This window comes from Geodermatophilus sp. SYSU D01036, from assembly GCF_054050435.1.
This window is the reverse complement of record NZ_JBJGZJ010000019.1, coordinates 1-20,862: the sequence shown is the minus strand read 5'-3', so window position 1 is coordinate 20,862 and position 20,862 is coordinate 1. Positions and strand designations below refer to the sequence as shown.

Here is a 20,862-nt window from a genome sequence, read left to right as displayed (position 1 = left end):
ACTGCCCCGGCCCCTCCCCAGGAGCCGGGGCAGTTCCGCTTCCCGGGGACGGGTTGCGGGGCGGTCACGATCTCGCCCGTGCTGGTGAGGGGCGAGCGTGGCGAGGTTGCAGCCCGACGACGGCGGGGGAGAGCATCCGCGACGCCGTACCGATGTGACGAGGGAGAGTCGAACGATGACGTCCAGTCAGCCGCCTCAGCTGCCCGAGATGCCCGGGCAGCCGGGACCGGGCGGCCAGCCGGCGTACGGCCAGCCGGGGTACGGGCAGCAGCCGCCCCCCTACGGAGCTCCCCAGGGGCAGCCGTCCTACGGCCAGCAGGCCCCGTACGGGCAGCAGCCGCCCTACGGCCAGCAGCAGCCCTACGGCGCGCCGCAGCCCTACGGACAGCCGTACGGCCAGCAGCCGCCGCCCGGCGCCCCCTCGCCGTACGGCCAGGCCCCGCGCCCGGCCGGTCCGGGCTTGGACCTCAAGCGCCTGAAGATCGCCGACTACGTCGTCGCCGCCGGCGCGCTGGTCTACCTGGTCCTCGCGCTGCTGCCGTGGGCGACCTTCTCCAGCAGCGACGACTTCGGCTTCGACGTCCCCGGCTTCGACGTCCCGGAGATCAGCTACAGCTTCTCCGGCTTCGAGGTCAGCGGCCTGGTGACCTCGAGCTTCGTGCTGCTGCTCCTGGCCGCCGTGTGGGCGCTGCTGCCGGCGGTCGTGCCCCTGGACCTGGGCTTCCCGCGCAGCTGGATCACCGTGGGCCTGGCCGGGCTGGCCGCGCTGCTCACCCTGATCGCCTGGATCCAGACCTTCGACGCCGGCTTCTCGGTCTTCGCGCTGCTCGGCTTCCTGGTCACCGTCGCGGTCGCCGTCTTCGCCTTCCTGCGGCTGCTGCCGGAGATGCGCACCAGGCCGGCGCTGCCCGGCGCCTTCGCCGGCGCTGCGCAGTGGGCCAACCAGCAGGCGCCGGACTTCGGCGTCGGCCAGGGCGGCGCCCCGGGCCCGCCCGCGGCCCCCGGCCAGTACGGCGCCCCGGGCCCGTACGGCCAGCCCGCCCCCTACGGCGGCCGGCCGGCGCAGCCGTGGGGCCAGCCGGGGCAGCCCGGGCACCCGGGCCACGGCCAGCCGTACACCCCGTCGCCGGCCACCGACCCCGGTCAGCAGTCCTCCGGGCAGCACGGCGGCTCCTCCGCCTCGGGCCACGGCCAGTCCTGACCCGACCGCGCCCCGTCAGGGGCGCACCGTCCCGACGAGGGCCGGCGGCACCTGCCGCCGGCCCTCGTCGGCGTCTCGGGGGCCTCCCGGCGCGTGCGGCGGACAGACGGCGGGGACGCTTGCGAGAGTGGGGGGCGTGGTCTCCCTGCTGGCGCGCCTGCCCCTGCCGGGACAGCGCGGCCCCGGTGCCGGGCGGCCCTGGTACCCGGCCGCGCTGACCGCCGCCGCCACCGCCGCGGTCACGCTGCTCGGGCTGCTCGGGCTGGGCCTCGCGGTCCTCGTCGTCGAGACGCTGGACCCGGCCGGCGGGCTGTCGGTCCCCAGCGCGGCCCGCGTCGGTGGCCGGCTGTGGCTGCTCGCCAACGGCGGCGGGCTGGACCTGCCGTCGGGGCCGCTGGTCCTCGCGCCGCTGCTGCTCACCCTCGCCGTCGCCTGGGGGCTCGACCGCGCCGGGCGGGGCGTGGTGCGCGTCGCCGAGCCGGCCGGTGCCCGCGCCGCCGCCGGTGTCGTGGCGACCGCGGTCGCGGTGCACGCGCTGCTCGCCGTCCTGCTCGGGCTCGCCGTCGACGGGCCCGGCGCCCGCACCGACCTGCTGCGCTGCGCCGTCGGCGCCGCCGTCCTCGCCGCGGTCGCCGCCGGCTGGGGCGTGCTGCGCGAGGGCGACCTGCTCGACGGCGTCCTCGACCGGCTGCCCGGGCCGGTGCGCCCGCTGCTGCCCGCCGTCCTCGCCGGGCTGCTCGCCGCGGGGGCGCTGGGCCTCGCCGTCGTCGCCGTCGCGCTGGCCGCGGACGCCGCCGGGTACGCGGCGGTCGCGGGCGCCCTCGGCGGCTCGGGCGCCGGCGCGGTGGGCACCCTGGCGCTCGGGGCGCTGCTGCTGCCCAACGCCGCCGCGGCCGCGCTCGGCGTGGCGGCCGGGCCCGGGTTCACCGTCGGCGCCGGCACCGTCGTCTCGGTGCACGGCATCAGCCTCGGTCCGGTGCCGGCGCTGCCGCTGCTGGCCGCGCTGCCCGACACCCAGGCGGTGCCGCTGCTGGCGTTCGTCTCGCAGGCGGTCCCGGCGCTGGCCGGCCTGGTCACCGGGGTGGCGCTGGGCCGCCGCATGACCGACGACGACGGCGGCTCGGTGGTCGCCGGCCTGTGGGGCGTGCCGGCCGGCGCCGCCCTCGGGGTGGCCGTGGGCGTCCTCGCCGCGGTGGCCGGCGGGTCGCTGGGCGACGGCGCGCTCGCCGACGTCGGCGCCCCGCCGGTGGCCACCGCGCTCGCCGTCGCGCTGCAGGCCGGCATCGCCGCGGCGGTCGGGGCGGCCACCGCGCGGTGGCGGTCCCTCGGCTGAGGGGTCCGGCGCCGTCGATAGGGTCGCGGACGTGCCCGGCCCCGAGTCATCCCCGCGGGCGCGGGTCGTCGTGCTGATCTCGGGCACCGGCTCGCTGTGCGCGGCACTGCTCGAGGCCGCCGACGACCCCGGCTACCCGGCCGAGGTGGTCGCCGTCGGCGCCGACCGCGACGCCGCCGGGCTCGCGCACGCCCGCCGCCGCGGCCTGCCGACCTTCACCGTCGCGCTGCGCGACTTCCCCGACCGGGCCGCCTGGGACCGCGCGCTGACCGAGGCGATCGCCGCGCACGAGCCCGACCTGGTGGTGTCCGCCGGCTTCATGAAGATCGTCGGCCCCGCCGTCCTGGCCCGCTACGAGGGCCGGCTGGTCAACACCCACCCCGCGCTGCTGCCGGCCTTCCCGGGCGCTCACGCCGTCCGCGACGCGCTGGCCGCCGGCGTGGACGTCACGGGCAGCACGGTGCACCTGGTCGACGCCGGCGTCGACACCGGCCCGGTGCTCGCCCAGCGCGAGGTGCCGGTGCTGCCGGGCGACGACGAGGACCGCCTGCACGAACGCATCAAGGCCGTGGAGCGGACGCTCCTGGTGGAGACGGTGGCGCGACTCGTCACCGGGACGACGGAGGAGAGCCCCCGATGAGCGACACCCGGACGCCGGTGCGCCGTGCCCTGCTGGGCGTCTACGACAAGACCGGGATCGAGGAGCTCGCCCGCGGCCTGGCCGACGCCGGCGTGGAGCTGGTGAGTACCGGGGCCACCGCGCGGCGCATCGCCGACGCCGGGATCGCGGTCACGCCGGTCGAGCAGGTCACCGGCTTCCCCGAGTGCCTCGACGGGCGGGTCAAGACGCTGCACCCCGCCGTGCACGCCGGCATCCTCGCCGACCGGCGGAAGTCAGAGCACGTCGCGCAGCTCGAGGAGCTCGGCGTCGCCGCCTTCGACCTCGTCGTCGTCAACCTCTACCCGTTCACCGAGACCGTGGCCTCCGGGGCGACGCCGGACGAGTGCGTCGAGCAGATCGACATCGGCGGCCCGGCGATGGTGCGCGCGGCCGCGAAGAACCACCCGTCGGTCGCCGTCGTCGTCGACCCCGCCCGGTACGGCGACGTCCTCGCCGCCGTGGCCGCCGGCGGCTTCACCCTCCCCGAGCGGCAGGGGCTGGCCGTGGCCGCCTTCCGGCACACCGCCACCTACGACATCGCCGTCGCCTCCTGGATGGGCAACGTGCTGGCGCCGGACGACGGGTCGGGCTTCCCGTCCTGGGTCGGCGCGTCCTGGGAGCGCGCCGACGTGCTGCGCTACGGGGAGAACCCGCACCAGCGGGCGGCGCTGTACCGCAGCGGCCAGCCGGGCCTGGCGCACGCCGAGCAGCTGCACGGCAAGCAGATGTCCTACAACAACTACGTCGACACCGACGCCGCGTGGCGGGCCGCGCACGACCACGAGGACCCCTGCGTGGCGATCATCAAGCACGCCAACCCGTGCGGCATCGCCGTCGGCCCGGACGTCGCCGCCGCCCACCGCAAGGCGCACGCCTGCGACCCGGTCTCGGCCTTCGGCGGCGTCATCGCGGCCAACCGCGAGGTCGACCTGACGATGGCCGAGCAGGTGGCCGGCGTGTTCACCGAGGTGGTCGTCGCGCCGTCGTTCACCGCCGACGCCGTCGAGGTGCTGACGGCGAAGAAGAACATCCGGCTGCTGCGGCTCCCCGAGGCCGGGCGGCCCCCGGTCGAGCTGCGGCCGGTCGGCGGCGGGCTGCTGCTGCAGAGCGCCGACCGCGTCGACGCCGCCGGCGACGACCCGACCACGTGGACGCTGGCCTGCGGGGAGCCGCTGGACGCCGCCGGCCTCGACGACCTCGTGTTCGCGTGGCGCTCGGTCCGCGCGGTGAAGAGCAACGCGATCCTGCTCGCCCACGACAAGGCGACCGTCGGCGTCGGCATGGGCCAGGTGAACCGGGTGGACTCCGCGCGGCTGGCGGTCACGCGCGCGGGGGAGCGGGCCGCCGGGTCGGTGGCCGCCTCGGACGCGTTCTTCCCCTTCGCCGACGGCCTGCAGGTGCTGCTCGACGCCGGGGTGCGCGCGGTGGTGCAGCCGGGTGGGTCGGTGCGGGACGAGGAGGTCGTCGCCGCGGCGCGCGCGGCCGGCGTCCCGCTCTACCTGACCGGCACCCGCCACTTCGCGCATTGAGGCCGGGCGCATCGAGGGGCCGGCCCCACGTCGGCCCGCCCGGGCCGGGGGAGGAGCTGGAGGGCGCCGACCTCGCCCGCGTCGACTGGTGGGGTGGCGAGCTCGACGGCGTCACCTTCACCCGCTGCCGGTTCGACGACGCCGACCTCACCGAGCTGGTCACCCGCCGCTGCGTGTTCGACTCCTGCGTCCTCACCGGCGTGCGGATGAGCGGCTCGCGGCACCGAGGCAGCGCGTTCCTGTCCTGCCGGTTCGACCGCGCCCGGCTGATCGACGCCGTGTGGGAGGGCTGCAAGCTCACCGGCTCGCAGTTCCCCGGCGCCGTCGTCCGGCCGCTGACCAGCACCGACTCGGACTGGAGCTGGACGTCGCTGCGCGGCGTCGACCTGTCCGGCAGCGACCTGTCCGGTCAGCGGTTCCGCGAGGCCGACCTCACCGACGCCGACCTGCGCGAGTGCGACCTCAACGGCGCCGACCTCGACCGCGCTCGCCTGCAGGGCGCGAAGCTGCGCGGCACCGACCTGCGCGGCGCGGCCACCGAGGCCTGGCCGTGGCGGGGCCTGGACCTCACCGGCGTCCGCATCGACCTCGTGCAGGCGGTGCAGGTCGCCCGCGCCCACGGCGCCCTCGTCGAGGGGTGAGCGAGCCGCCCTGCGAGGCGGCGGGAGGAGTGGGGGCCGGAGACTCCCGCGATCGAGCGCCGGCAGCGGCTCAGCGCGGGTCGGGGACCGCTCCTGGCCGCGGTGTCGGCCGGTAGGCCGACGACGTCATCGGTAGCGCGGGCCGGTGAGCATCGCCTTGAGCGCGCCGAGCAGGCCGAGGACGCCGACGGCGCAGGCGAACCAGAAGCCCAGACCGAACGCCGACGGGTCCCAGTCCTCCGCGGCGAACGGCACGAGCACCGCGGCGATCGCCAGCGCGCTGACGAGCAGCGCGAGGACGCCGAGGAGGCGGTGCGTCCGCGCGGGCAGCCACAGCAGGATCCCGAGCAGGAACAGCACGCCCCCGCCCAGGACGACGGCGAGCGGCTGCCAGAAGCCGGAGTCCACCAGCGAGCCGAAGCCGGCGCCCGCCTCGTCGAAGCCACGCCGGACGAGCCCCCAGCCGGTGTCGCCCCGCGCCAGCCAGCGCAGCGGCAGGCTCACCGCGGCGGCGATGCCGGCCAGGATGAGCAGCAGCCCGCCGAGCGAGTCCGGCCCGCGCACCGGCACCGGCCGGTCGGAGTAGCTGGGCGTCGTGTACGGGTTCGGGGCCGCCTGGCCGTACGCGCCGGGGCCCACTGCGGACGAGCCGGCCACGGGCGCCAGACCGGGCGTGGTCTGCTCCCGCCAGTCGGCGCCGAGCTGCCGGGTGGACGGGTCGCGCTCGGTCATCAGCTCTCCTCGAGGGATCCGGCCGTGCGGGGGCTCGCCCCGAAGCGTAGGGCCGCGGCGGTCGGCCGGGAGGCGCCTCCGGCACACTGTCGGGGTGCCCGCGACGATCCTCGACGGCAAGGCGACCGCAGCCACCATCCGGCAGGAGCTCACCGCCCGGGTCGCGGCCCTGACGGCGGCCGGCCACCGGCCGGGCCTCGGCACGCTGCTGGTCGGCGACGACCCGGGCAGCCGCTGGTACGTCAACGCCAAGCACTCCGACTGCGCGCAGGTCGGCATCGCCAGCATCCAGCGCGAGCTGCCCGCCACCGCCACGCTCGCCGACGTCCTCGCCGTCGTCGAGGAGCTCAACGCCGACCCGGCGTGCACCGGCTACATCGTCCAGCTGCCGCTGCCCCGCCAGGTCGACGAGTACGCCGTCCTCGAGGCGATGGACCCGGCCAAGGACGCCGACGGCCTGCACCCGGTCAACCTCGGCCGGCTGGTGCTCGGCGTCGACGGGCCGCTGCCGTGCACGCCGGTCGGCATCGTCGAGCTGCTGCGCCGCTACGACGTCCCGGTGGCCGGCGCGGAGGTGGTCGTCGTCGGGCGCGGGATCACCGTCGGGCGCCCGCTTGGGCTGCTGCTCACCCGGCGCACCGAGAACGCCACGGTGACGCTGTGCCACACCGGCACCCGGGACCTGGCGGCCCACCTGCGCACCGCCGACGTCGTCGTCGCCGCCGCGGGCGTGCCCGGGCTCGTCACGGCCGACGTCGTCAAGCCGGGCGCCGCGGTGCTCGACGTCGGCGTCAGCCGGGTCGACGGGAAGATCGCCGGGGACGTCGCCAAGGACGTCGTCGAGGTGGCCGGGCACGTGGCGCCCAACCCCGGCGGGGTCGGCCCGATGACCCGGGCGATGCTGCTGCAGAACGTGGTGCTGGCCGCCGAGCGGGCCGCCGCGGACGAGGTGCTCACGGCATCGTGACCGAGGTCGCGAGGTCACGCGGGAGCAGAGCACCCCTGGGCACGTGGTCGACGAGCGCCGGCGAGGAGGACGCGTGACCCGCCCGCCGCTGTACCTGCGCCGGCCGTTCCTGGCCGGGCTGCTGCGCCAGCTGCCGCTGTTCGCGGTGCTGGTCGTGGTCGCGGTGGGGCTCGGGATGGTGGCGCTGGAGCACTGGCGGCGCGGCCTGCTGGTGGTCGGGCTGGCGCTCGTCGGCGCGGCCGTGCTGCGGCTGGTGCTCCCCGTCCGCCGGGTCGGCTTCCTCGCCGTCCGCAGCCGGCCGGTCGACGTCGTCCTCATGGCCGGGACGGGGGTCGCGCTGTCGGCGCTGACCCTCGTCGTCCCGGGCAGTTGAGCGGGTCGGCCCGCGGGCGCGGCGACCGGGGTCCCGGGTCTAGGTTGACGGCCATGGCAGAGCAGCCCAGGAACGGCAAGGTCACCGTCGTCGGTGCCGGCTTCTACGGCTCCACCACCGCCCTCCGGCTCGCGGAGTACGACGTCTTCGGGACCGTCGTCCTCACCGACATCGTCGAGGGCAAGCCCGAGGGCCTGGCTCTCGACATCAACCAGTCCCGCCCGATCGAGGGCTTCGAGACGAGGGTCGTCGGTGTCGGCGGCGGCTCGTACGAGGGCACCGAGGGGTCCGACGTCGTCGTGATCACCGCGGGCCTCCCACGCAAGCCCGGCATGAGCCGCATGGACCTCATCGAGACCAACGCGAAGATCGTCCGGGACGTGTCGGAGAACGTCGCCCGGACCTCGCCGGACGCCGTCGTCATCGTCGTGTCCAACCCGCTGGACGAGATGACCGCCCTGGCGCAGCTGGCCACCGGCTTCCCGAAGGAGCGGGTGATGGGCCAGGCCGGGATGCTCGACACCGCCCGGTTCACCAACAACGTCGCCGAGGAGCTCGGCGTCCCGGTGTCCTCGGTGCGCACCCTGACCCTCGGCTCGCACGGCGACACGATGGTGCCGGTGCCCTCTCGCTGCACCGTCGACGGCAAGCCGCTGGCCGACGTCCTGGCCCCCGACCGCGTCGAGCACCTCGTGCAGCGCACCCGCAACGGCGGCGCCGAGGTGGTCGCGCTGCTCAAGACCGGGTCGGCGTACTACGCGCCGTCGGCGGCCGCGGCCCGGATGGCGCGCGCCGTCATGGAGGACTCCGGCGCCGTGATGCCGGTGTGCGCCTGGGTCGACGGCGAGTACGGCATCTCCGGCGTCTACCTGGGCGTCGAGGCCGAGATCGGGCGTGCGGGTGTGCGCCGGGTGGTCGAGGGGGACCTCACCGAGAGCGAGCTGGCCGGGCTGCGCGAGGCGGCCGAGGCCGTGCGCGCCAAGCAGGCCGACGTCGCGGAGCTGTAGAGCGACTGCACCGCGACCTGACCGACTCCCGGCCCGACGGGCCGGGGCTGCAGAGAGGGAATGTCTGACGTGAGCAAGATCAAGGTCGAGGGCACCGTCGTCGAACTCGACGGCGACGAGATGACCCGGATCATCTGGCAGTTCATCAAGGACCAGCTGATCCTGCCGTACCTCGACGTCAACCTGGAGTACTACGACCTGGGCATCGAGCACCGCGACGCCACCGACGACCAGGTCACCGTCGACTCCGCCAACGCGATCAAGAAGCACGGCGTGGGCGTCAAGTGCGCCACCATCACCCCGGACGAGGCGCGGGTCGAGGAGTTCGGCCTCAAGAAGATGTGGCGCTCCCCGAACGGGACGATCCGCAACATCCTCGGCGGCGTCATCTTCCGCGAGCCGATCATCATGCAGAACGTGCCGCGGCTGGTGCCGGGCTGGACCAAGCCGATCATCGTCGGCCGTCACGCCTTCGGCGACCAGTACCGCGCCACCGACTTCCGCTTCCCCGGCGAGGGCACCCTGACGGTGACCTTCACGCCCAAGGACGGCTCCGCGCCCATCGAGCACGAGGTCTTCCAGGCGCCCGGCGCCGGCGTCGCGCTGGCGATGTACAACCTCGACGAGTCCATCCGCGACTTCGCCCGGGCCTCGATGAACTACGGCCTGCAGCGCGGCTACCCGGTGTACCTGTCGACGAAGAACACGATCCTCAAGGCCTACGACGGCCGGTTCAAGGACATCTTCGCCGAGGTCTTCGAGACCGAGTTCAAGGACCAGTTCGAGCAGGCCGGCATCACCTACGAGCACCGGCTGATCGACGACATGGTCGCCGCGTCCCTCAAGTGGGAGGGCGGCTACGTCTGGGCGTGCAAGAACTACGACGGCGACGTCCAGTCCGACACCGTCGCGCAGGGCTTCGGCTCGCTGGGCCTCATGACCTCGGTGCTCATGACCCCCGACGGCCGCACCGTCGAGGCCGAGGCCGCCCACGGCACGGTGACCCGGCACTACCGCCAGCACCAGCAGGGCAAGGAGACCTCGACCAACCCGATCGCGTCGATCTTCGCCTGGACGCGGGGCCTGGCCCACCGCGGCAAGCTGGACGGCACCCCCGAGGTCACCCGGTTCGCCGAGACCCTCGAGAAGGTCTGCATCGACACCGTCGAGGGCGGTCAGATGACCAAGGACCTCGCGCTGCTGATCAGCAAGGAGCAGCCGTGGCTGACCACCCAGGACTTCCTGGCGGCCATCGACACCAACCTGCAGAAGGCCATGGCCTGACGTAGTCGCCGCGGCGGCCCCCTCACCCCCGGGTGAGGGGGCCGCTCGCGTCTCGGGGGTCGACGTGGCCCTCGCAGGTGCGGGGAAGTCGTCGTCCGCGGCGGCTCAGGAACGACGACTTCCCCGCAGTCGCGGGCCTGTGGACGGCGTGAGCGTCGAGGTGCCGATCCACGGCAGGCTCGCCCGGTGCCACGGCCCCAGCGACCCACCGTCCTCCGCGGCCGTGTGTTCCGGGCACGGGACGTCGTCGCCGCAGGGCTGCTGACCCCGTCCGCCCTCCGGAGCCGTTCCTGGCGTCGGCTCTACCGCGGTGTCTACGCAGACGCCGTCCTGCCGGACGATGTCGACGTCCGCATCAGTGGCGCGTGCCTGCTCGTCCCTCCCACGGCCGTGTTCAGCGGCCGGACGGCGGCTCACCTCCACGGCGCCACGGGGCTCGCGGACGCGACGATGCCGGTCGAGGTGTCGGTCCCGGACGACGTGCGGTTCGGACCGGTCGCCGGCCTGCGGGTCCGTCGGACGGTGCTCCCACCCGTCGACGTCGTCCAGGTGCGCCGCCGTCCGTGCACCAGCGGAGCACGGACGGCCATCGACATCGCTCGCGGCGAGCCGCTCGGGGAGGCGGTGGCGGCCCTGGACGTGCTGCTCGCGCGGGGTGTGGTGGACCGTGCCGCTCTCCGCCGGTCGCTGGAGACGTCGCCGTCCTCCCGAGGGGCGAGGCGGGCGAGACGGGCGGTGGAGCTGGCCGATCCGCGCGCCGAGTCCCCGCAGGAGTCCCGGGTGCGTGTGCTCCTCGCCCTCGCCGGCCTGGCCGCCGTGCCGCAGTACACCGTCCGCGACGACGACGGGGGCTTCGTCGCGCGAGTGGACCTCGCCTTCCCCGAACACCGCCTGGCGGTCGAGTACGACGGCGCCTGGCACGGGGAGCCCGGTCAGCTGAGGCGAGACCGGCGCAGGCTGAACGGACTCACCGCCGCCGGATGGCGGGTGGTCTTCGTGACCGCTGCTGACCTGCGCGCCCCGGAGGCCGTGGTCGCCCGCGTCGTCGAGGCGCTCGCGCGGTGAGGGCTCAGGCGCCGAAGAGCTGGGTCCACCAGGGCCCGCCGGAGCCCTCGGCCACGCCCACGCCCAGCTTCGTCAGCGAGCAGTTCAGGATGTTCGCCCGGTGGCCGGGGCTGTCCATCCACGCCGCCATCACCGCGGCCGGGTCGCGCTGGCCCTGGGCGATGTTCTCCGCCCGCGCGTTGCCGACGCCCGCGGCCCGGGCCCGGTCGAACGGGTCGAGCCCCTCGGGGGTGTCGTGCGAGAAGTAGCGGCGGTCGCGCATGTCCGCGCTGTGCGCCCGGGCGACGGCGGCCAGCGCCGCGTCCGCGACCACCGGCGCACACCCGGCGGCGGCGCGCTCCTGGTTGACCAGGGTCAGCACCGCGGCCTCCGCCGACGGGTCGGCCGGGGCGGCGGTGCGGGCCACCGGCGCGGGCGCCGGCTCCGACGACGGGGTCGGCGTCTCCGCACCCGCCGCCGACGCGGACGAGGCCCCGGCCGACGACCCGGCCGACGAGGACCCAGCGGACGAGGGGGCCGCGGAGCCGGGCAGAGCCGACGACGTGCCCGCCGGGGACGCGGACGAGGAGGACCCGGACGAGGACCCGGACGAGGACCCGGACGAGGACCCGGCCGACGACGAGGGCGCCGGCGACGGGTCCCCGCCGGCAGCGGTGGAGCGGCCGGCCGACGACGAGGTCCCCGGCGCGGAGGTGTCCGCCGCGGACGAGCCCGGCGCGGGGGAGCCCGCAGCCGACGAGCCCGGTGCCGACGAGCCCGGTGCCGACGAGCCCGGTGCCGACGAGCCCGGCGCGCCGGCCGTCGTCCCCGGGGCGGTGGTCGGGGAGCCGTCGACGCCCATCGTGACCACGCCGGTGCGCTCGGCGCCGTCGTCGGCACCGTCCTCCACCGCGTCCGCCGCGGAGGTCGCCGCGGACTCCGCCGTCGACAGCGCGCCCCGGCCGGCGGCCATCAGCGGCACGAGCAGCGCGGTGCCGCCCACGACGAGGACGACCAGCAGGACCGGCAGCAGGCGACGCGCGCGGGCCCGGCGCCGCGACGGGCGATGGGGAGCCACCGGAGCGGCGTGGCGGGCGGACGGCGGGGAGGAACGGTGGCGCACGGGTTGACTACCTCACGAAGTCGACAAGTCGCTTTCTGTGACTTCGTGGAGAGTAGCCGTAGCCGGAGGTCACCCGGGAGGGTGACGTGACCGAGGTCACAGGAAGGGCCGTGGGAGACGTCTCCCCGGCGCACGGTGGGTTTCGGGTCCCCCTCCGGGCAGCATGGACGGACCACCACCCCGAGACGCGAGGAGCACGCCGCCGGTGAGCGACGTCTGGCTCGACATCGTCATGGTCGTCGTCTTCGTGCTGATCGGCGGCGTGTTCGCCGGCGCGGAGATCGCGCTCGTGTCCCTGCGCGAGGCCCAGGTCCGGGTGCTGTCGGAGCGGGGGCGCCGCGGCCGCGCGCTGGCCCGGCTGCTCGGCGACCCCAACCGGTTCCTCGCCGCCGTCCAGGTCGGCGTCACCCTCGCCGGCTTCCTGTCCGCCGCCTTCGGCGCCAGCACCCTGGCCGAGCCCTTCAGCGACTGGCTGGTCCGCCGCGGCCTCCGCGAGGGCGTCGCCGACCCGCTGGCCCTCGTGCTGGTCACCGTCGCGATCAGCTACGTGTCCCTGGTCGTGGGGGAGCTGACCCCCAAGCGGCTCGCGCTGCAGCGCGCCGAGGGCTTCTCGCTGCTCGTCGCCCGGCCGCTCAACACCATCGCCCGGCTGTCCCGCCCGGTCATCTGGCTGCTCTCGGCGTCGACGAACGTGCTGGTCCGGCTGCTCGGCGGCGACCCCAGGGCCAGCGGCGAGGCGATCAGCCAGGAGGAGCTGCGCGACCTCGTCGCCGCGCACGAGTCCCTGTCCAGCGACGAGCGGCGGCTCATCGACGAGGTGTTCCGCGCCGGCGACCGCGAGGTGCGTGAGGTCATGACCCCGCGCACCGAGGTCGAGTTCCTCGACGCGACGACGACGGTCAGCCGCGCCGCCCGGCAGGTCGCCGAGTCCGGCTGGTCGCGCTACCCGGTCACCGGCCGCGACCAGGACGACGTCGTCGGGTTCGTGCACGTCCGGGACCTGCTGCTGCCCACCCACCCGGCCGGGCGCGCGGCGACCGTGGGCGACATGGCCCGCGAGGTGAAGCGGCTGCCCGGCACCGCGGGCGTGCTGACGGCGCTGTCGCAGATGCGCCGGGAGAACCAGCACCTGGCGATCGTCGTCGACGAGTACGGCGGCACCGACGGGATCGTCACCCTCGAGGACCTCATCGAGGAGGTCATCGGGGAGATCTACGACGAGTACGACGAGGGGGTCGCCCCCGAGGACGGCGAGGAGCCCGGCGGGCCGCACGACGTCGACGGGCTGCTCAACCTCGACGACTTCGCGCAGGTCACCGGCCTGCGGCTGCCCGAGGGCCCGTACGAGACGGTCGCCGGCTACGTGCTCGCCGAGCTCGGCCGGCTGCCGGACGTCGGCGACGCCGTCGAGGTGGAGGGCCGCACGCTCACCGTCCTCGAGCTCGACGGGCGCCGGATCGCCCGGCTCTCGGTCACCCGGGCGCCGGACGTCGAGCCGGCCGGGGAGGACACCCCGGCCGGCTGAGGCCGCTCAGCCGCGCTTCTGCGCGACGACGACGATCAGCTCCGGTTCCTCGCGACCTCCCACGCGTCGCGCACGATGCCGGCCAGGTCGGGGTGCCGCGGCGTCCAGCCCAGGTCCGCGCGGATGCGGTCGCTGGAGGCCACCAGCTGCGCCGGGTCGCCGGCCCGCCGGTCGCCCACCTGCACCGGCACCGGGTGCCCGGTGACCTCGCGGACGGCGTCGACCACCTGCTGCACGGAGAACCCGGTGCCGTTGCCTAGGTTGTAGATCCGGTGCTCACCCGGCTCCGGGGCGGTCAGCGCGAGCAGGTGCGCGTCGGCGAGGTCGGAGACGTGGATGTAGTCGCGGATGCAGGTGCCGTCCGGCGTCGGGTAGTCCTCGCCGTAGATCGTCATCGCCTCGCGCTTCCCGGCCGCGACCTGCAGCGCGATCGGGATGAGGTGGGTCTCGGTGGTGTGCCGCTCCCCCAGGCCGTACGCGGCGCCGGCCACGTTGAAGTACCGCAGGCTCACCGCGGCGAAGTCGTACGCGGTCGCGTACGAGGTGAGCATCGCGTCGACGGCGAGCTTCGTGGCGCCGTAGGTGTTGGTCGGCCGGGTCTGCGCGTCCTCGCGGATCGGCACCTGCTCGGGCTCGCCGTAGGTGGCGGCGGTGGAGGAGAACACGATCCGCCGGCAGCCGACCGCGCGCATCGCCTCGAGCAGCGCCAGCGACCCGCCGACGTTGTGCTCCCAGTAGATCTCCGGCCTCACCTGCGACTCGCCGACCAGGCTCTTCGCCGCGAAGTGCAGCACCGCCTCCGGCCGCACCTCGGCCAGCACCGGCGCCGAGTCCTGCAGCGTGGCCTGCACGAACCGGGCGCCCTCGGGCACGGCGTCGGCGTGCCCGGTCGACAGGTCGTCGAGCACGGTGACCTCGTGGCCACCCTCGAGGAGGGCAGCGGTGACTACGCTGCCGATGTAGCCGGCCCCACCGGCGACGAGAACGCGCATGGGGCCACCCTAGGAGTCGGCGCCCGGGAGCACCGGGCGCGCGGAGGTCGAGCCCCGTGGTCACTGCCCGTCCGGCCGTCCAGGCGCTGCCGGCCTACAAGCCCGGGCGCAACCCGGCCGACCTGGCGCGCGAGCTCGGCGTCGACCGCGCGGTGAAGCTGGCCAGCAACGAGGTGCCCTTCCCGCCGCTGCCGGCCGTCGTGCGGGCGCTGGCGGAGACGGCGGGGGAGACCTACCGCTACCCGGACAACGGGGCCGCCGTCCTCACCGCCGCGCTCGCCGAGCACTACGGCGTCGACCCGGCGCAGGTGGTCCCCGGCTGCGGCGCGGTCATGCTCTGCCAGCAGCTCGCCCAGGCCTTCAACGACCCCGGGACGGCGATCGCCTTCGCCTGGCGCTCGTTCGAGATGTACCCGCTGCTGGCGCAGGTCGCCGGCGCGCGCAGCGTCCAGGTGCCGCTGGTGCCCTCGGTCCCCGGCGGCGCCCCCGACACCCACGACCTCGACGCGCTGGCCGCCGCGGTCGACGACGACACCCGGCTGCTGTTCGTGTGCAACCCCAACAACCCGACCGGTACCGCGGTCCGGCGGGCGGAGCTCGAGCGCTTCCTCGACCGGGTGCCCGCGACGGTGCTGGTCGTGCTGGACGAGGCCTACCGCGAGTTCGTCACCGACCCCGACGTCCCCGACGGCCTGGAGCTGATGCGGGGGCGCCCGAGCGTCGCGGTGCTGCGCACGTTCTCCAAGGCCTGGGGCCTGGCCGGCCTGCGGGTCGGCTACCTGGTCGCCGAGGACCCCGCCGTCGCCGACGCCGTCCGCCGCACGCACGTGCCGTTCAGCGTGTCGATGCTCGCCCAGGCCGCCGCCGTCGCCGCGCTCGGCAGCCAGGACGAGGTCCGCCGCCGCGTCGCCGCCGTCGTCACCGAGCGCGACCGGCTCACCGCCGCCCTGCGCGGGCGCGGCCTGGAGGTGCCCGACAGCCAGGCCAACTTCGTGTGGCTGCCGCTGGGGGAGCCGTCCGCCGCGACCGCCGCGGCGCTGGAGGCCCGCGGCGTCATCACCCGGCCGTTCGCCGGCGAGGGCATCCGGGTGACCGTCGGCACGCCCGAGGAGGACGACCTGTTCCTCGCCGCGCTCGACGACGTGCTCGCCGCCACGACCCCCGACACGGTGCGCCCCGGCGCGCCGGTCGCCTAGCGCGCGGCTGGTTTGATGGCCGTCGTGCCTCTTCCCCGTGTCCTGTCCGGCATCCAGCCGACGGCGGGCTCCTTCCACCTCGGCAACCACCTCGGTGCGCTCCGCCAGTGGGTCGCGCTGCAGGAGACGACCGAGGCCTTCTACTGCGTCGTCGACCTGCACGCGATCACGCTGCCGCAGGACCCCGCGGAGCTGCGCCGGAACACCCTGGTCTCGGCCGCCCAGCTGCTGGCCCTCGGCGTGGACCCGCAGCGCAGCACGCTGTTCGTGCAGAGCCACGTGCCCGAGCACCTGCAGCTGTCGTGGGTGCTCGAGTGCCTCACGGGCTTCGGCGAGGCCGGCCGGATGACGCAGTTCAAGGACAAGAGCCAGCGGGAGGGCACCGCCTCGGCCTCGGTCGGGCTGTTCACCTACCCGGTGCTCCAGGCCGCCGACATCCTCGTCTACCAGGCCGACCAGGTGCCGGTCGGTGAGGACCAGCGCCAGCACCTGGAGCTGACCCGGGACCTCGCCACCCGCTTCAACGGCCGCTTCGGCGAGACCTTCACGCTGCCGGAGACCCTCGTCCCCGCCGGCGGCGCACGGATCATGGACCTGCAGTCGCCGGACAAGAAGATGAGCAAGAGCCTGCCGCCGGCCGGCTGCGTGTTCCTGCTCGACGACCCGAAGGTGACGGCGAAGAAGATCCGCTCGGCGGTCACCGACACCGGCCGCGAGGTCGTGGCCGACCCGGTGGCCAAGCCCGGCGTCACCAACCTGCTGACCATCCACAGCGCGCTGTCGGGCACCCCGGTCGCGGAGCTGGAGGAGCGCTTCGCCGGCCGCGGCTACGGCGACCTCAAGAAGGAGCTCGCCGAGGTCGTCGCCGAGTTCGTGACGCCGGTCCGCGAGCGCACCCACGAGCTGCTCGACGACCGCGCCGAGCTCGAGCGGCTGCTGGCCGCCGGCGCGGCCCGGGCGCGCGAGGTGGCCGGGGAGACCGTCCGCACGGCCTACGAGCGGGTCGGCTTCCTCGCGCCGGTGGCGGGGTCGTGAACGACGACACGTTCGTCCCGCGCAGCCGGCTGGCGCCCCCGGAGACCGCCGTCGTCGGGGTCCTGGTGCCGATCCCCGAGCCGTGGGCGCAGCTGCTGACCGACTGGCGCGCCAAGGTGGGCGACCCGCAGGCGGGCTTCGTGCCGCCGCACGTCACGCTCCTGCCGCCCACCGAGGTGGCCTGCGCCGACCGGGCGGCCATCACCGAGCACCTGGTGCGCGTCGCCGCGGCGCACCCGTCCTTCGACATGCACCTGTCGGGCACCGGCACGTTCACGCCCGTCTCGGAGGTCGTGTTCGTCGCCGTCGCGCGCGGCATCGGCAACTGCGAGCTGCTGGCCACCGACGTCCGGTCCGGCCCCCTGGCCCGCTCGCTGAGCTACCCGTACCACCCGCACGTGACCGTGGCGCACGACGTCCCGCGCGACATGCTCGAGCTGGCCTACACCGGCCTCGGCGACCTCTCCGCGGAGTTCCGCGTCACCTCGTTCACCGAGTTCGAGCAGACCCCGGAGGGCACCTGGGCGGTCGCCCGCGAGTACCCCCTCACCGGCCCGCCGCACTAGACCCCCGCGCGGCACCCCCGTCGAGGGACCAGACTCGGACCGGTGGGTGCACCCCGGGACGGACGGTCGCGCGCCGCCGACGTCGTCCGCGCGCCTCTGTCCCGCGTCGCCGGGGTCGGCTCCCGTATCACCGCCGTCGTCGACGGCCAGCGCCGCCGCCGGCCCTGGTTCGACCACCTGGCGCGGGCCGGGGGCCGCTACACCCGCACCCAGGGCGACCTCATGGCCGCCGGCGTCACCTACTTCGTGTTCCTCGGGCTGTTCCCGGTGCTGCTGCTGGTCGCGTCGGTCATCGCGCTGGTCCTCTCCGGCGACGCGCTGCTGCAGCAGGAGCTCTACGACGCCATCCGCGAGGCGTTCCCCGGCTCGACCGGGGAGCAGATCGTCCGGGAGCTGCGCTCGGCCGTCAGCGCGGCCGGCATCACCGGCCTGATCGGCGTCGCGGGCTTCCTCTACGCCGGGCTGCGCGCGATGGACAAGCTGCGGATCGGCATGGAGCGCATCTGGAAGGGTCACGTCGACGAGCCCGAGTTCTGGCGGGACAACCTCGCCGACCTCGTCGCGCTGGTCGCCCTCGGCGGGGCCGGCCTGGCCTCCATCGGCCTGACCGGGTTCGCCACCCAGGCCACCAACGGCGTCCTGACGGCCTTCGGTGTCGAGGACGCGCCCGGCTGGGGCGCCGTCAGCAGCGTGCTCGGCATCGTGCTCGCCTTCGGCGGCGACGTCGTGGTCTTCCTGTGGCTGCTGCGGGTGGTGCCCTCGACGTCGCACCCGCTGCGGCTGCTCCTGCCCGGCGCGGTCTTCGGCGCGGCCGGGTTCGAGCTGATGAAGCTGGCCGGCAGCCTCTACCTGTCGCTGATCTCCGGCAGCGTCACCTCGTCGGCGTTCGGCGGCGCCGTCGGCATCCTCGTGTGGATCAACCTCGTGGCCCGGTTCGCGTTCTTCACCGCGGCGTGGACGGCGACCCTCCCGGCCCTGGAGCGGACGGTCCCGACCGCCCCGGAGGACCCTGCCGGTCCCGGGCGCCCCGACCCGGAGGACCCGCCGGTGCCCGCGGAGCCCGGCGCACCGCCCGCCGCCGGCCGATGAGCGTCGCGGCCACCACCGCGACCGCCGCCGCGCCGAGCGCCACCGCGCCCAGGGCCGGCGGGCCGTCGTCCGCGGGGGGAGCCGGCTCGGCCGGGCCGGCGGCGACCTCGGCCGGCCCCGCGGGGGAGGGGGCGGCGGTGGTCGTCAGCTCGGGAGGGACGACGTCGGCGGCGGAGTCGACCAGCGTGCCGACCCCGCCCAGCGACGGCGGCACCGTGAACCCCCAGTCGAGCAGCAGCGCGGCCTGGTCGGCGGCGCGGCGCGGCACGTTCTCGGTGCCCATGACGCTGACCACCAGCCGCCGCCCGTCGCGCTCGGCGGCGGTGACGAAGGTGTGCCGGGCGGCGTCGGTGAAGCCGGTCTTGCCGCCCAGCGTCCCCGGGTAGCCGGCCAGCGGGTTCTGGTTCTGGATCTGGAAGCCGGGCGAGCGGCCCTCGACGGCGGGCATCTGCGCCGTCGGCGTCATCAGGATCCCGGCGGTGAGCGGGTCGGCGACCAGCGCCCGGAAGACCAGCGCCAGGTCGTAGGGCGAGGCGGACTGCCCGGCGACGTCGAGGCCCGACGCCGAGCCCGCCACCGTGTCGAAGGCGCCGAGCTCCAGGGCGGTGGCGTTCATCGCGGCCACGGTCGCCTCCGTCCCGCCGAACGCCCGGGCCAGCGCGTTGGCCGCGTCGTTGCCCGACTGCATGACCAGCGCCTGCAACAGCAGCCCGACCGGGTAGTGGCCGCCGGCCACGATCCCGACCTTGCTGCCCTCCATCGCCTCGTCCTCGACGGTGCCGGCGACCACCGCCGCCGGGTCCAGCCGGTGCGCCAGGGTGAGCAGCGTCAGCGTCTTGAGCGTGCTCGCCGGGTAGTAGCGGCCGTGCGGGTCGCGGGCGGCCAGGACGTCGCCGGTGCCGGCGTCGGCCACCAGCCACCCGGCCGCGACGACGTCGGCCGGCAGCGGCGGCGCGCCGTCGACGACGACCGTGCCGCGGGTGTCCAGCCCCTCCCCGCCCACGGTGACCCCACCGGGGCCCTCGCCCTGCGGCGGGCCGCCGGGCAGCGGCGCGGTCGGGGTCGGGGCGGCGAGGTCGGCGGTGGGCCGCGCGGGATCGGGAGCGGCCACCGCCGGGCCGCCCCCGAGGAGGACGGCCAGCGCGGCCAGGACGGCCGCGAGCGCACCCCGTCGTCGATGCACGGGGGGACGCTAGCCCCGGCGGCGCCACCTGCGGGGACCGGGCGCAGTGGCGGGGGCCACGGGATCCCGGCCGCTTCACAACGATCCCGTCTCGGTCCGCCGCAGGCATGGCGACCTGCCCGGAGAGCGCGGTTAGCGTGCCGACGTCGTCCACGTCCGGGCGGCCGCCTGCGGGTGGCCGCGACCAGGACCCACGGGAGCGCCCTCCGCGTCCTTCGCGGGCAGCTCCCTCCAGAGAGGAGATCGTCTTGCGCCGAGCGCGGAAGATGAAGGCCGCAGCCCTGCTGCTGGCCGGCAGCATGGCCCTGGCGGCCTGTGCCAGCGACGAGCCCGCCGCCGGCGGCGGGGGCGGCGAGGGCGGCGGCAGCGCCGAGGAGCTGCGCGTCGGCCTCGCCTACGACACCGGTGGCCGCGGTGACCGGTCGTTCAACGACTCCGCCTACGCCGGTGCGTCGGCGGCCGTCGAGGCCCTCGGCGGCGAGCTGCAGGAGCTCAGCCCCAACGACGACGCGTCCAACCGCGCCGAGCTGCTCACCCAGCTGGCCGAGCAGGGCTTCAACCCGGTCATCGCCGTCGGCTTCAACTACGACGACGTCATCGCCGAGGTCGCGCCGCAGTTCCCCGACACCACGTTCGCGCAGGTCGACGGGTCCAACGAGGACGGCGCCAAGGGCGACAACGTCACCGGGCTCGTCTTCGCCGAGGAGCAGGGGTCGTTCCTGGCCGGCGTCGCCGCCGCGCTGAAGAGCGAGAGCGCCCACATCGGCTTCGTCGGCGGCGTGGAGAGCCCGCTGATCGAGAAGTTCGAGGCCGGCTTCGTGGCCGGTGCCCAGGCGGTCAACCCGCAGATCGTCATCGACCGGCAGTACATCTCGCCGGCCGGTGACTTCAGCGGCTTCAACGACCCGGCCCGCGGCCAGATCGTCGCCCAGGGCATGTACGACGCCGGGGCCGACATCGTCTACCACGCGGCCGGTGGCTCGGGCGTCGGCGTCTTCCAGGCCGCCGCCAGCGCCGGCAAGCGCGCCATCGGCGTCGACTCCGACCAGTACCAGACGGTCGACGACCCGGCGCTCCAGGCCGTGATCATGACCTCGATGCTCAAGCGGGTCGACAACGCGGTGGAGGCCTTCATCAACGAGTTCTCCGAGGGCACCGCGGAGGGCGCTGCCGACGTCCGCTACGACCTGGAGGGCGAGGGTGTCGGCCTGTCCACGTCGGGCGGCTACATCGACGACATCCAGCAGGACATCGACGGCTACGCCCAGCAGATCATCGACGGCACCATCACGGTCCCGACGACGATCGAGTGACCCGCTCGGGGGTCGCCCTGCACGACTGATCCACCCTGCGACGCGGGCCCGGGCGGAAACGCCCGGGC

Annotated in this window: 20 protein-coding genes and 1 pseudogene; 17 read left to right on the top strand and 4 right to left on the bottom strand. The window is 75.4% G+C overall.

Translation table 11 applies throughout. The annotated features are described in order from the left end of the window. The first annotated feature begins 175 nt into the window (after positions 1 to 175). From ACI8AR_RS17400 to ACI8AR_RS17380, 5 genes are all read left to right on the top strand, one after another. A complete protein-coding gene (locus tag ACI8AR_RS17400) occupies positions 176 to 1,201 on the top strand; it encodes a hypothetical protein (RefSeq protein ID WP_457052135.1) in 1,026 nt (341 codons plus the stop codon). Positions 1,202 to 1,337: 136 nt separating this feature from the next. Further along, complete coding sequence (locus tag ACI8AR_RS17395; protein WP_457052134.1) at positions 1,338 to 2,534, top strand: cell division protein PerM; 1,197 nt, start codon at positions 1,338 to 1,340, stop codon at positions 2,532 to 2,534. Positions 2,535 to 2,565: 31 nt separating this feature from the next. Continuing rightward, positions 2,566 to 3,174, top strand: a complete 609-nt coding sequence (gene purN / locus ACI8AR_RS17390; RefSeq protein WP_457052133.1) for a phosphoribosylglycinamide formyltransferase — start codon at positions 2,566 to 2,568, stop codon at positions 3,172 to 3,174. Further along, positions 3,171 to 4,724: a bifunctional phosphoribosylaminoimidazolecarboxamide formyltransferase/IMP cyclohydrolase gene (gene purH / locus ACI8AR_RS17385; protein WP_457052132.1), complete on the top strand. Its 1,554-nt coding sequence runs from the start codon at positions 3,171 to 3,173 to the stop codon at positions 4,722 to 4,724. Before purN ends, purH begins: the two co-directional genes overlap by 4 nt. Then, positions 4,721 to 5,365 (top strand): pentapeptide repeat-containing protein, encoded by a 645-nt coding sequence (locus tag ACI8AR_RS17380; protein WP_457052131.1) that lies wholly within the window; start codon positions 4,721 to 4,723, stop codon positions 5,363 to 5,365. Before purH ends, ACI8AR_RS17380 begins: the two co-directional genes overlap by 4 nt. A gap of 126 nt (positions 5,366 to 5,491) precedes the next feature. On the opposite strand, the gene ACI8AR_RS17375 is transcribed toward ACI8AR_RS17380, so the two are convergent. Continuing rightward, complete coding sequence (locus ACI8AR_RS17375; protein ID WP_457052130.1) at positions 5,492 to 6,097, bottom strand: hypothetical protein; 606 nt, start codon at positions 6,095 to 6,097, stop codon at positions 5,492 to 5,494. A gap of 94 nt (positions 6,098 to 6,191) precedes the next feature. Between ACI8AR_RS17375 and ACI8AR_RS17370 the strand changes: the two genes are divergently transcribed. From ACI8AR_RS17370 to ACI8AR_RS17350, 5 genes are all read left to right on the top strand, one after another. Next, a complete protein-coding gene (locus ACI8AR_RS17370; RefSeq protein WP_457052129.1) occupies positions 6,192 to 7,064 on the top strand; it encodes a bifunctional methylenetetrahydrofolate dehydrogenase/methenyltetrahydrofolate cyclohydrolase in 873 nt (290 codons plus the stop codon). Positions 7,065 to 7,137: 73 nt separating this feature from the next. Beyond that, positions 7,138 to 7,437, top strand: coding sequence for a DUF3017 domain-containing protein (locus ACI8AR_RS17365; RefSeq protein WP_456930212.1), 300 nt, complete (start codon positions 7,138 to 7,140; stop codon positions 7,435 to 7,437). 53 nt (positions 7,438 to 7,490) lie between these two features. Continuing rightward, the gene (gene mdh / locus ACI8AR_RS17360) at positions 7,491 to 8,444 is read left to right on the top strand and encodes a malate dehydrogenase (protein WP_457052128.1); all 954 of its coding nucleotides are present in this window, start codon (positions 7,491 to 7,493) and stop codon (positions 8,442 to 8,444) included. 69 nt (positions 8,445 to 8,513) lie between these two features. Beyond that, positions 8,514 to 9,728 carry an NADP-dependent isocitrate dehydrogenase gene (locus ACI8AR_RS17355; RefSeq protein WP_456930210.1) on the top strand — a complete coding sequence of 405 codons (1,215 nt, stop codon included), beginning with the start codon at positions 8,514 to 8,516 and terminating at the stop codon, positions 9,726 to 9,728. 450 nt (positions 9,729 to 10,178) lie between these two features. Continuing rightward, positions 10,179 to 10,793: an endonuclease domain-containing protein gene (locus ACI8AR_RS17350; protein WP_457052127.1), complete on the top strand. Its 615-nt coding sequence runs from the start codon at positions 10,179 to 10,181 to the stop codon at positions 10,791 to 10,793. Positions 10,794 to 10,797: 4 nt separating this feature from the next. Here ACI8AR_RS17350 and ACI8AR_RS17345 read toward each other — a convergent pair whose 3' ends face one another. Next, a complete protein-coding gene (locus tag ACI8AR_RS17345; protein WP_457052126.1) occupies positions 10,798 to 11,154 on the bottom strand; it encodes a CAP domain-containing protein in 357 nt (118 codons plus the stop codon). On the opposite strand from ACI8AR_RS17345, the gene ACI8AR_RS17340 reads away from it, so the two are divergent. Together ACI8AR_RS17340 and ACI8AR_RS17335 are read left to right on the top strand one after the other, a co-directional pair. After that, positions 11,138 to 11,902, top strand: a complete 765-nt coding sequence (locus ACI8AR_RS17340; RefSeq protein WP_457052125.1) for a hypothetical protein — start codon at positions 11,138 to 11,140, stop codon at positions 11,900 to 11,902. The genes ACI8AR_RS17345 and ACI8AR_RS17340 overlap by 17 nt on opposite strands. A gap of 198 nt (positions 11,903 to 12,100) precedes the next feature. Then, positions 12,101 to 13,420, top strand: a complete 1,320-nt coding sequence (locus tag ACI8AR_RS17335) for a hemolysin family protein (protein WP_457052124.1) — start codon at positions 12,101 to 12,103, stop codon at positions 13,418 to 13,420. A gap of 35 nt (positions 13,421 to 13,455) precedes the next feature. Here the strand turns inward: ACI8AR_RS17335 and galE are convergent, their stop codons facing one another. Beyond that, positions 13,456 to 14,412, bottom strand: a complete 957-nt coding sequence (gene galE, locus ACI8AR_RS17330; protein WP_457052123.1) for a UDP-glucose 4-epimerase GalE — start codon at positions 14,410 to 14,412, stop codon at positions 13,456 to 13,458. A 56-nt stretch (positions 14,413 to 14,468) separates the two neighbouring features. Here galE and hisC point away from each other — a divergent pair, with 56 nt between their 5' ends. From hisC to ACI8AR_RS17310, 4 genes and pseudogenes are all read left to right on the top strand, one after another. Continuing rightward, on the top strand, positions 14,469 to 15,608 hold the full coding sequence (gene hisC / locus ACI8AR_RS17325; protein ID WP_457052122.1) for a histidinol-phosphate transaminase: 1,140 nt from the start codon (positions 14,469 to 14,471) through the stop codon (positions 15,606 to 15,608). A gap of 15 nt (positions 15,609 to 15,623) precedes the next feature. Further along, positions 15,624 to 16,643, top strand: a complete 1,020-nt coding sequence (gene trpS / locus ACI8AR_RS17320) for a tryptophan--tRNA ligase (RefSeq protein WP_456935596.1) — start codon at positions 15,624 to 15,626, stop codon at positions 16,641 to 16,643. Beyond that, positions 16,640 to 17,209: a 2'-5' RNA ligase family protein gene (locus ACI8AR_RS17315; RefSeq protein ID WP_457052121.1), complete on the top strand. Its 570-nt coding sequence runs from the start codon at positions 16,640 to 16,642 to the stop codon at positions 17,207 to 17,209. The genes trpS and ACI8AR_RS17315 overlap by 4 nt, the downstream gene beginning before the upstream one ends. Before the next feature lie 222 nt (positions 17,210 to 17,431). After that, a pseudogene (locus ACI8AR_RS17310) lies at positions 17,432 to 18,121 on the top strand (YihY/virulence factor BrkB family protein); the annotation flags it as partial. A 31-nt stretch (positions 18,122 to 18,152) separates the two neighbouring features. Here the strand turns inward: ACI8AR_RS17310 and ACI8AR_RS17305 are convergent. Beyond that, positions 18,153 to 19,481, bottom strand: coding sequence for a D-alanyl-D-alanine carboxypeptidase family protein (locus tag ACI8AR_RS17305; RefSeq protein ID WP_457052120.1), 1,329 nt, complete (start codon positions 19,479 to 19,481; stop codon positions 18,153 to 18,155). A 248-nt stretch (positions 19,482 to 19,729) separates the two neighbouring features. Here ACI8AR_RS17305 and ACI8AR_RS17300 point away from each other — a divergent pair, with 248 nt between their 5' ends. Then, a complete protein-coding gene (locus ACI8AR_RS17300; RefSeq protein ID WP_457052119.1) occupies positions 19,730 to 20,794 on the top strand; it encodes a BMP family lipoprotein in 1,065 nt (354 codons plus the stop codon). The last annotated feature ends 68 nt before the right edge of the window (positions 20,795 to 20,862 follow it).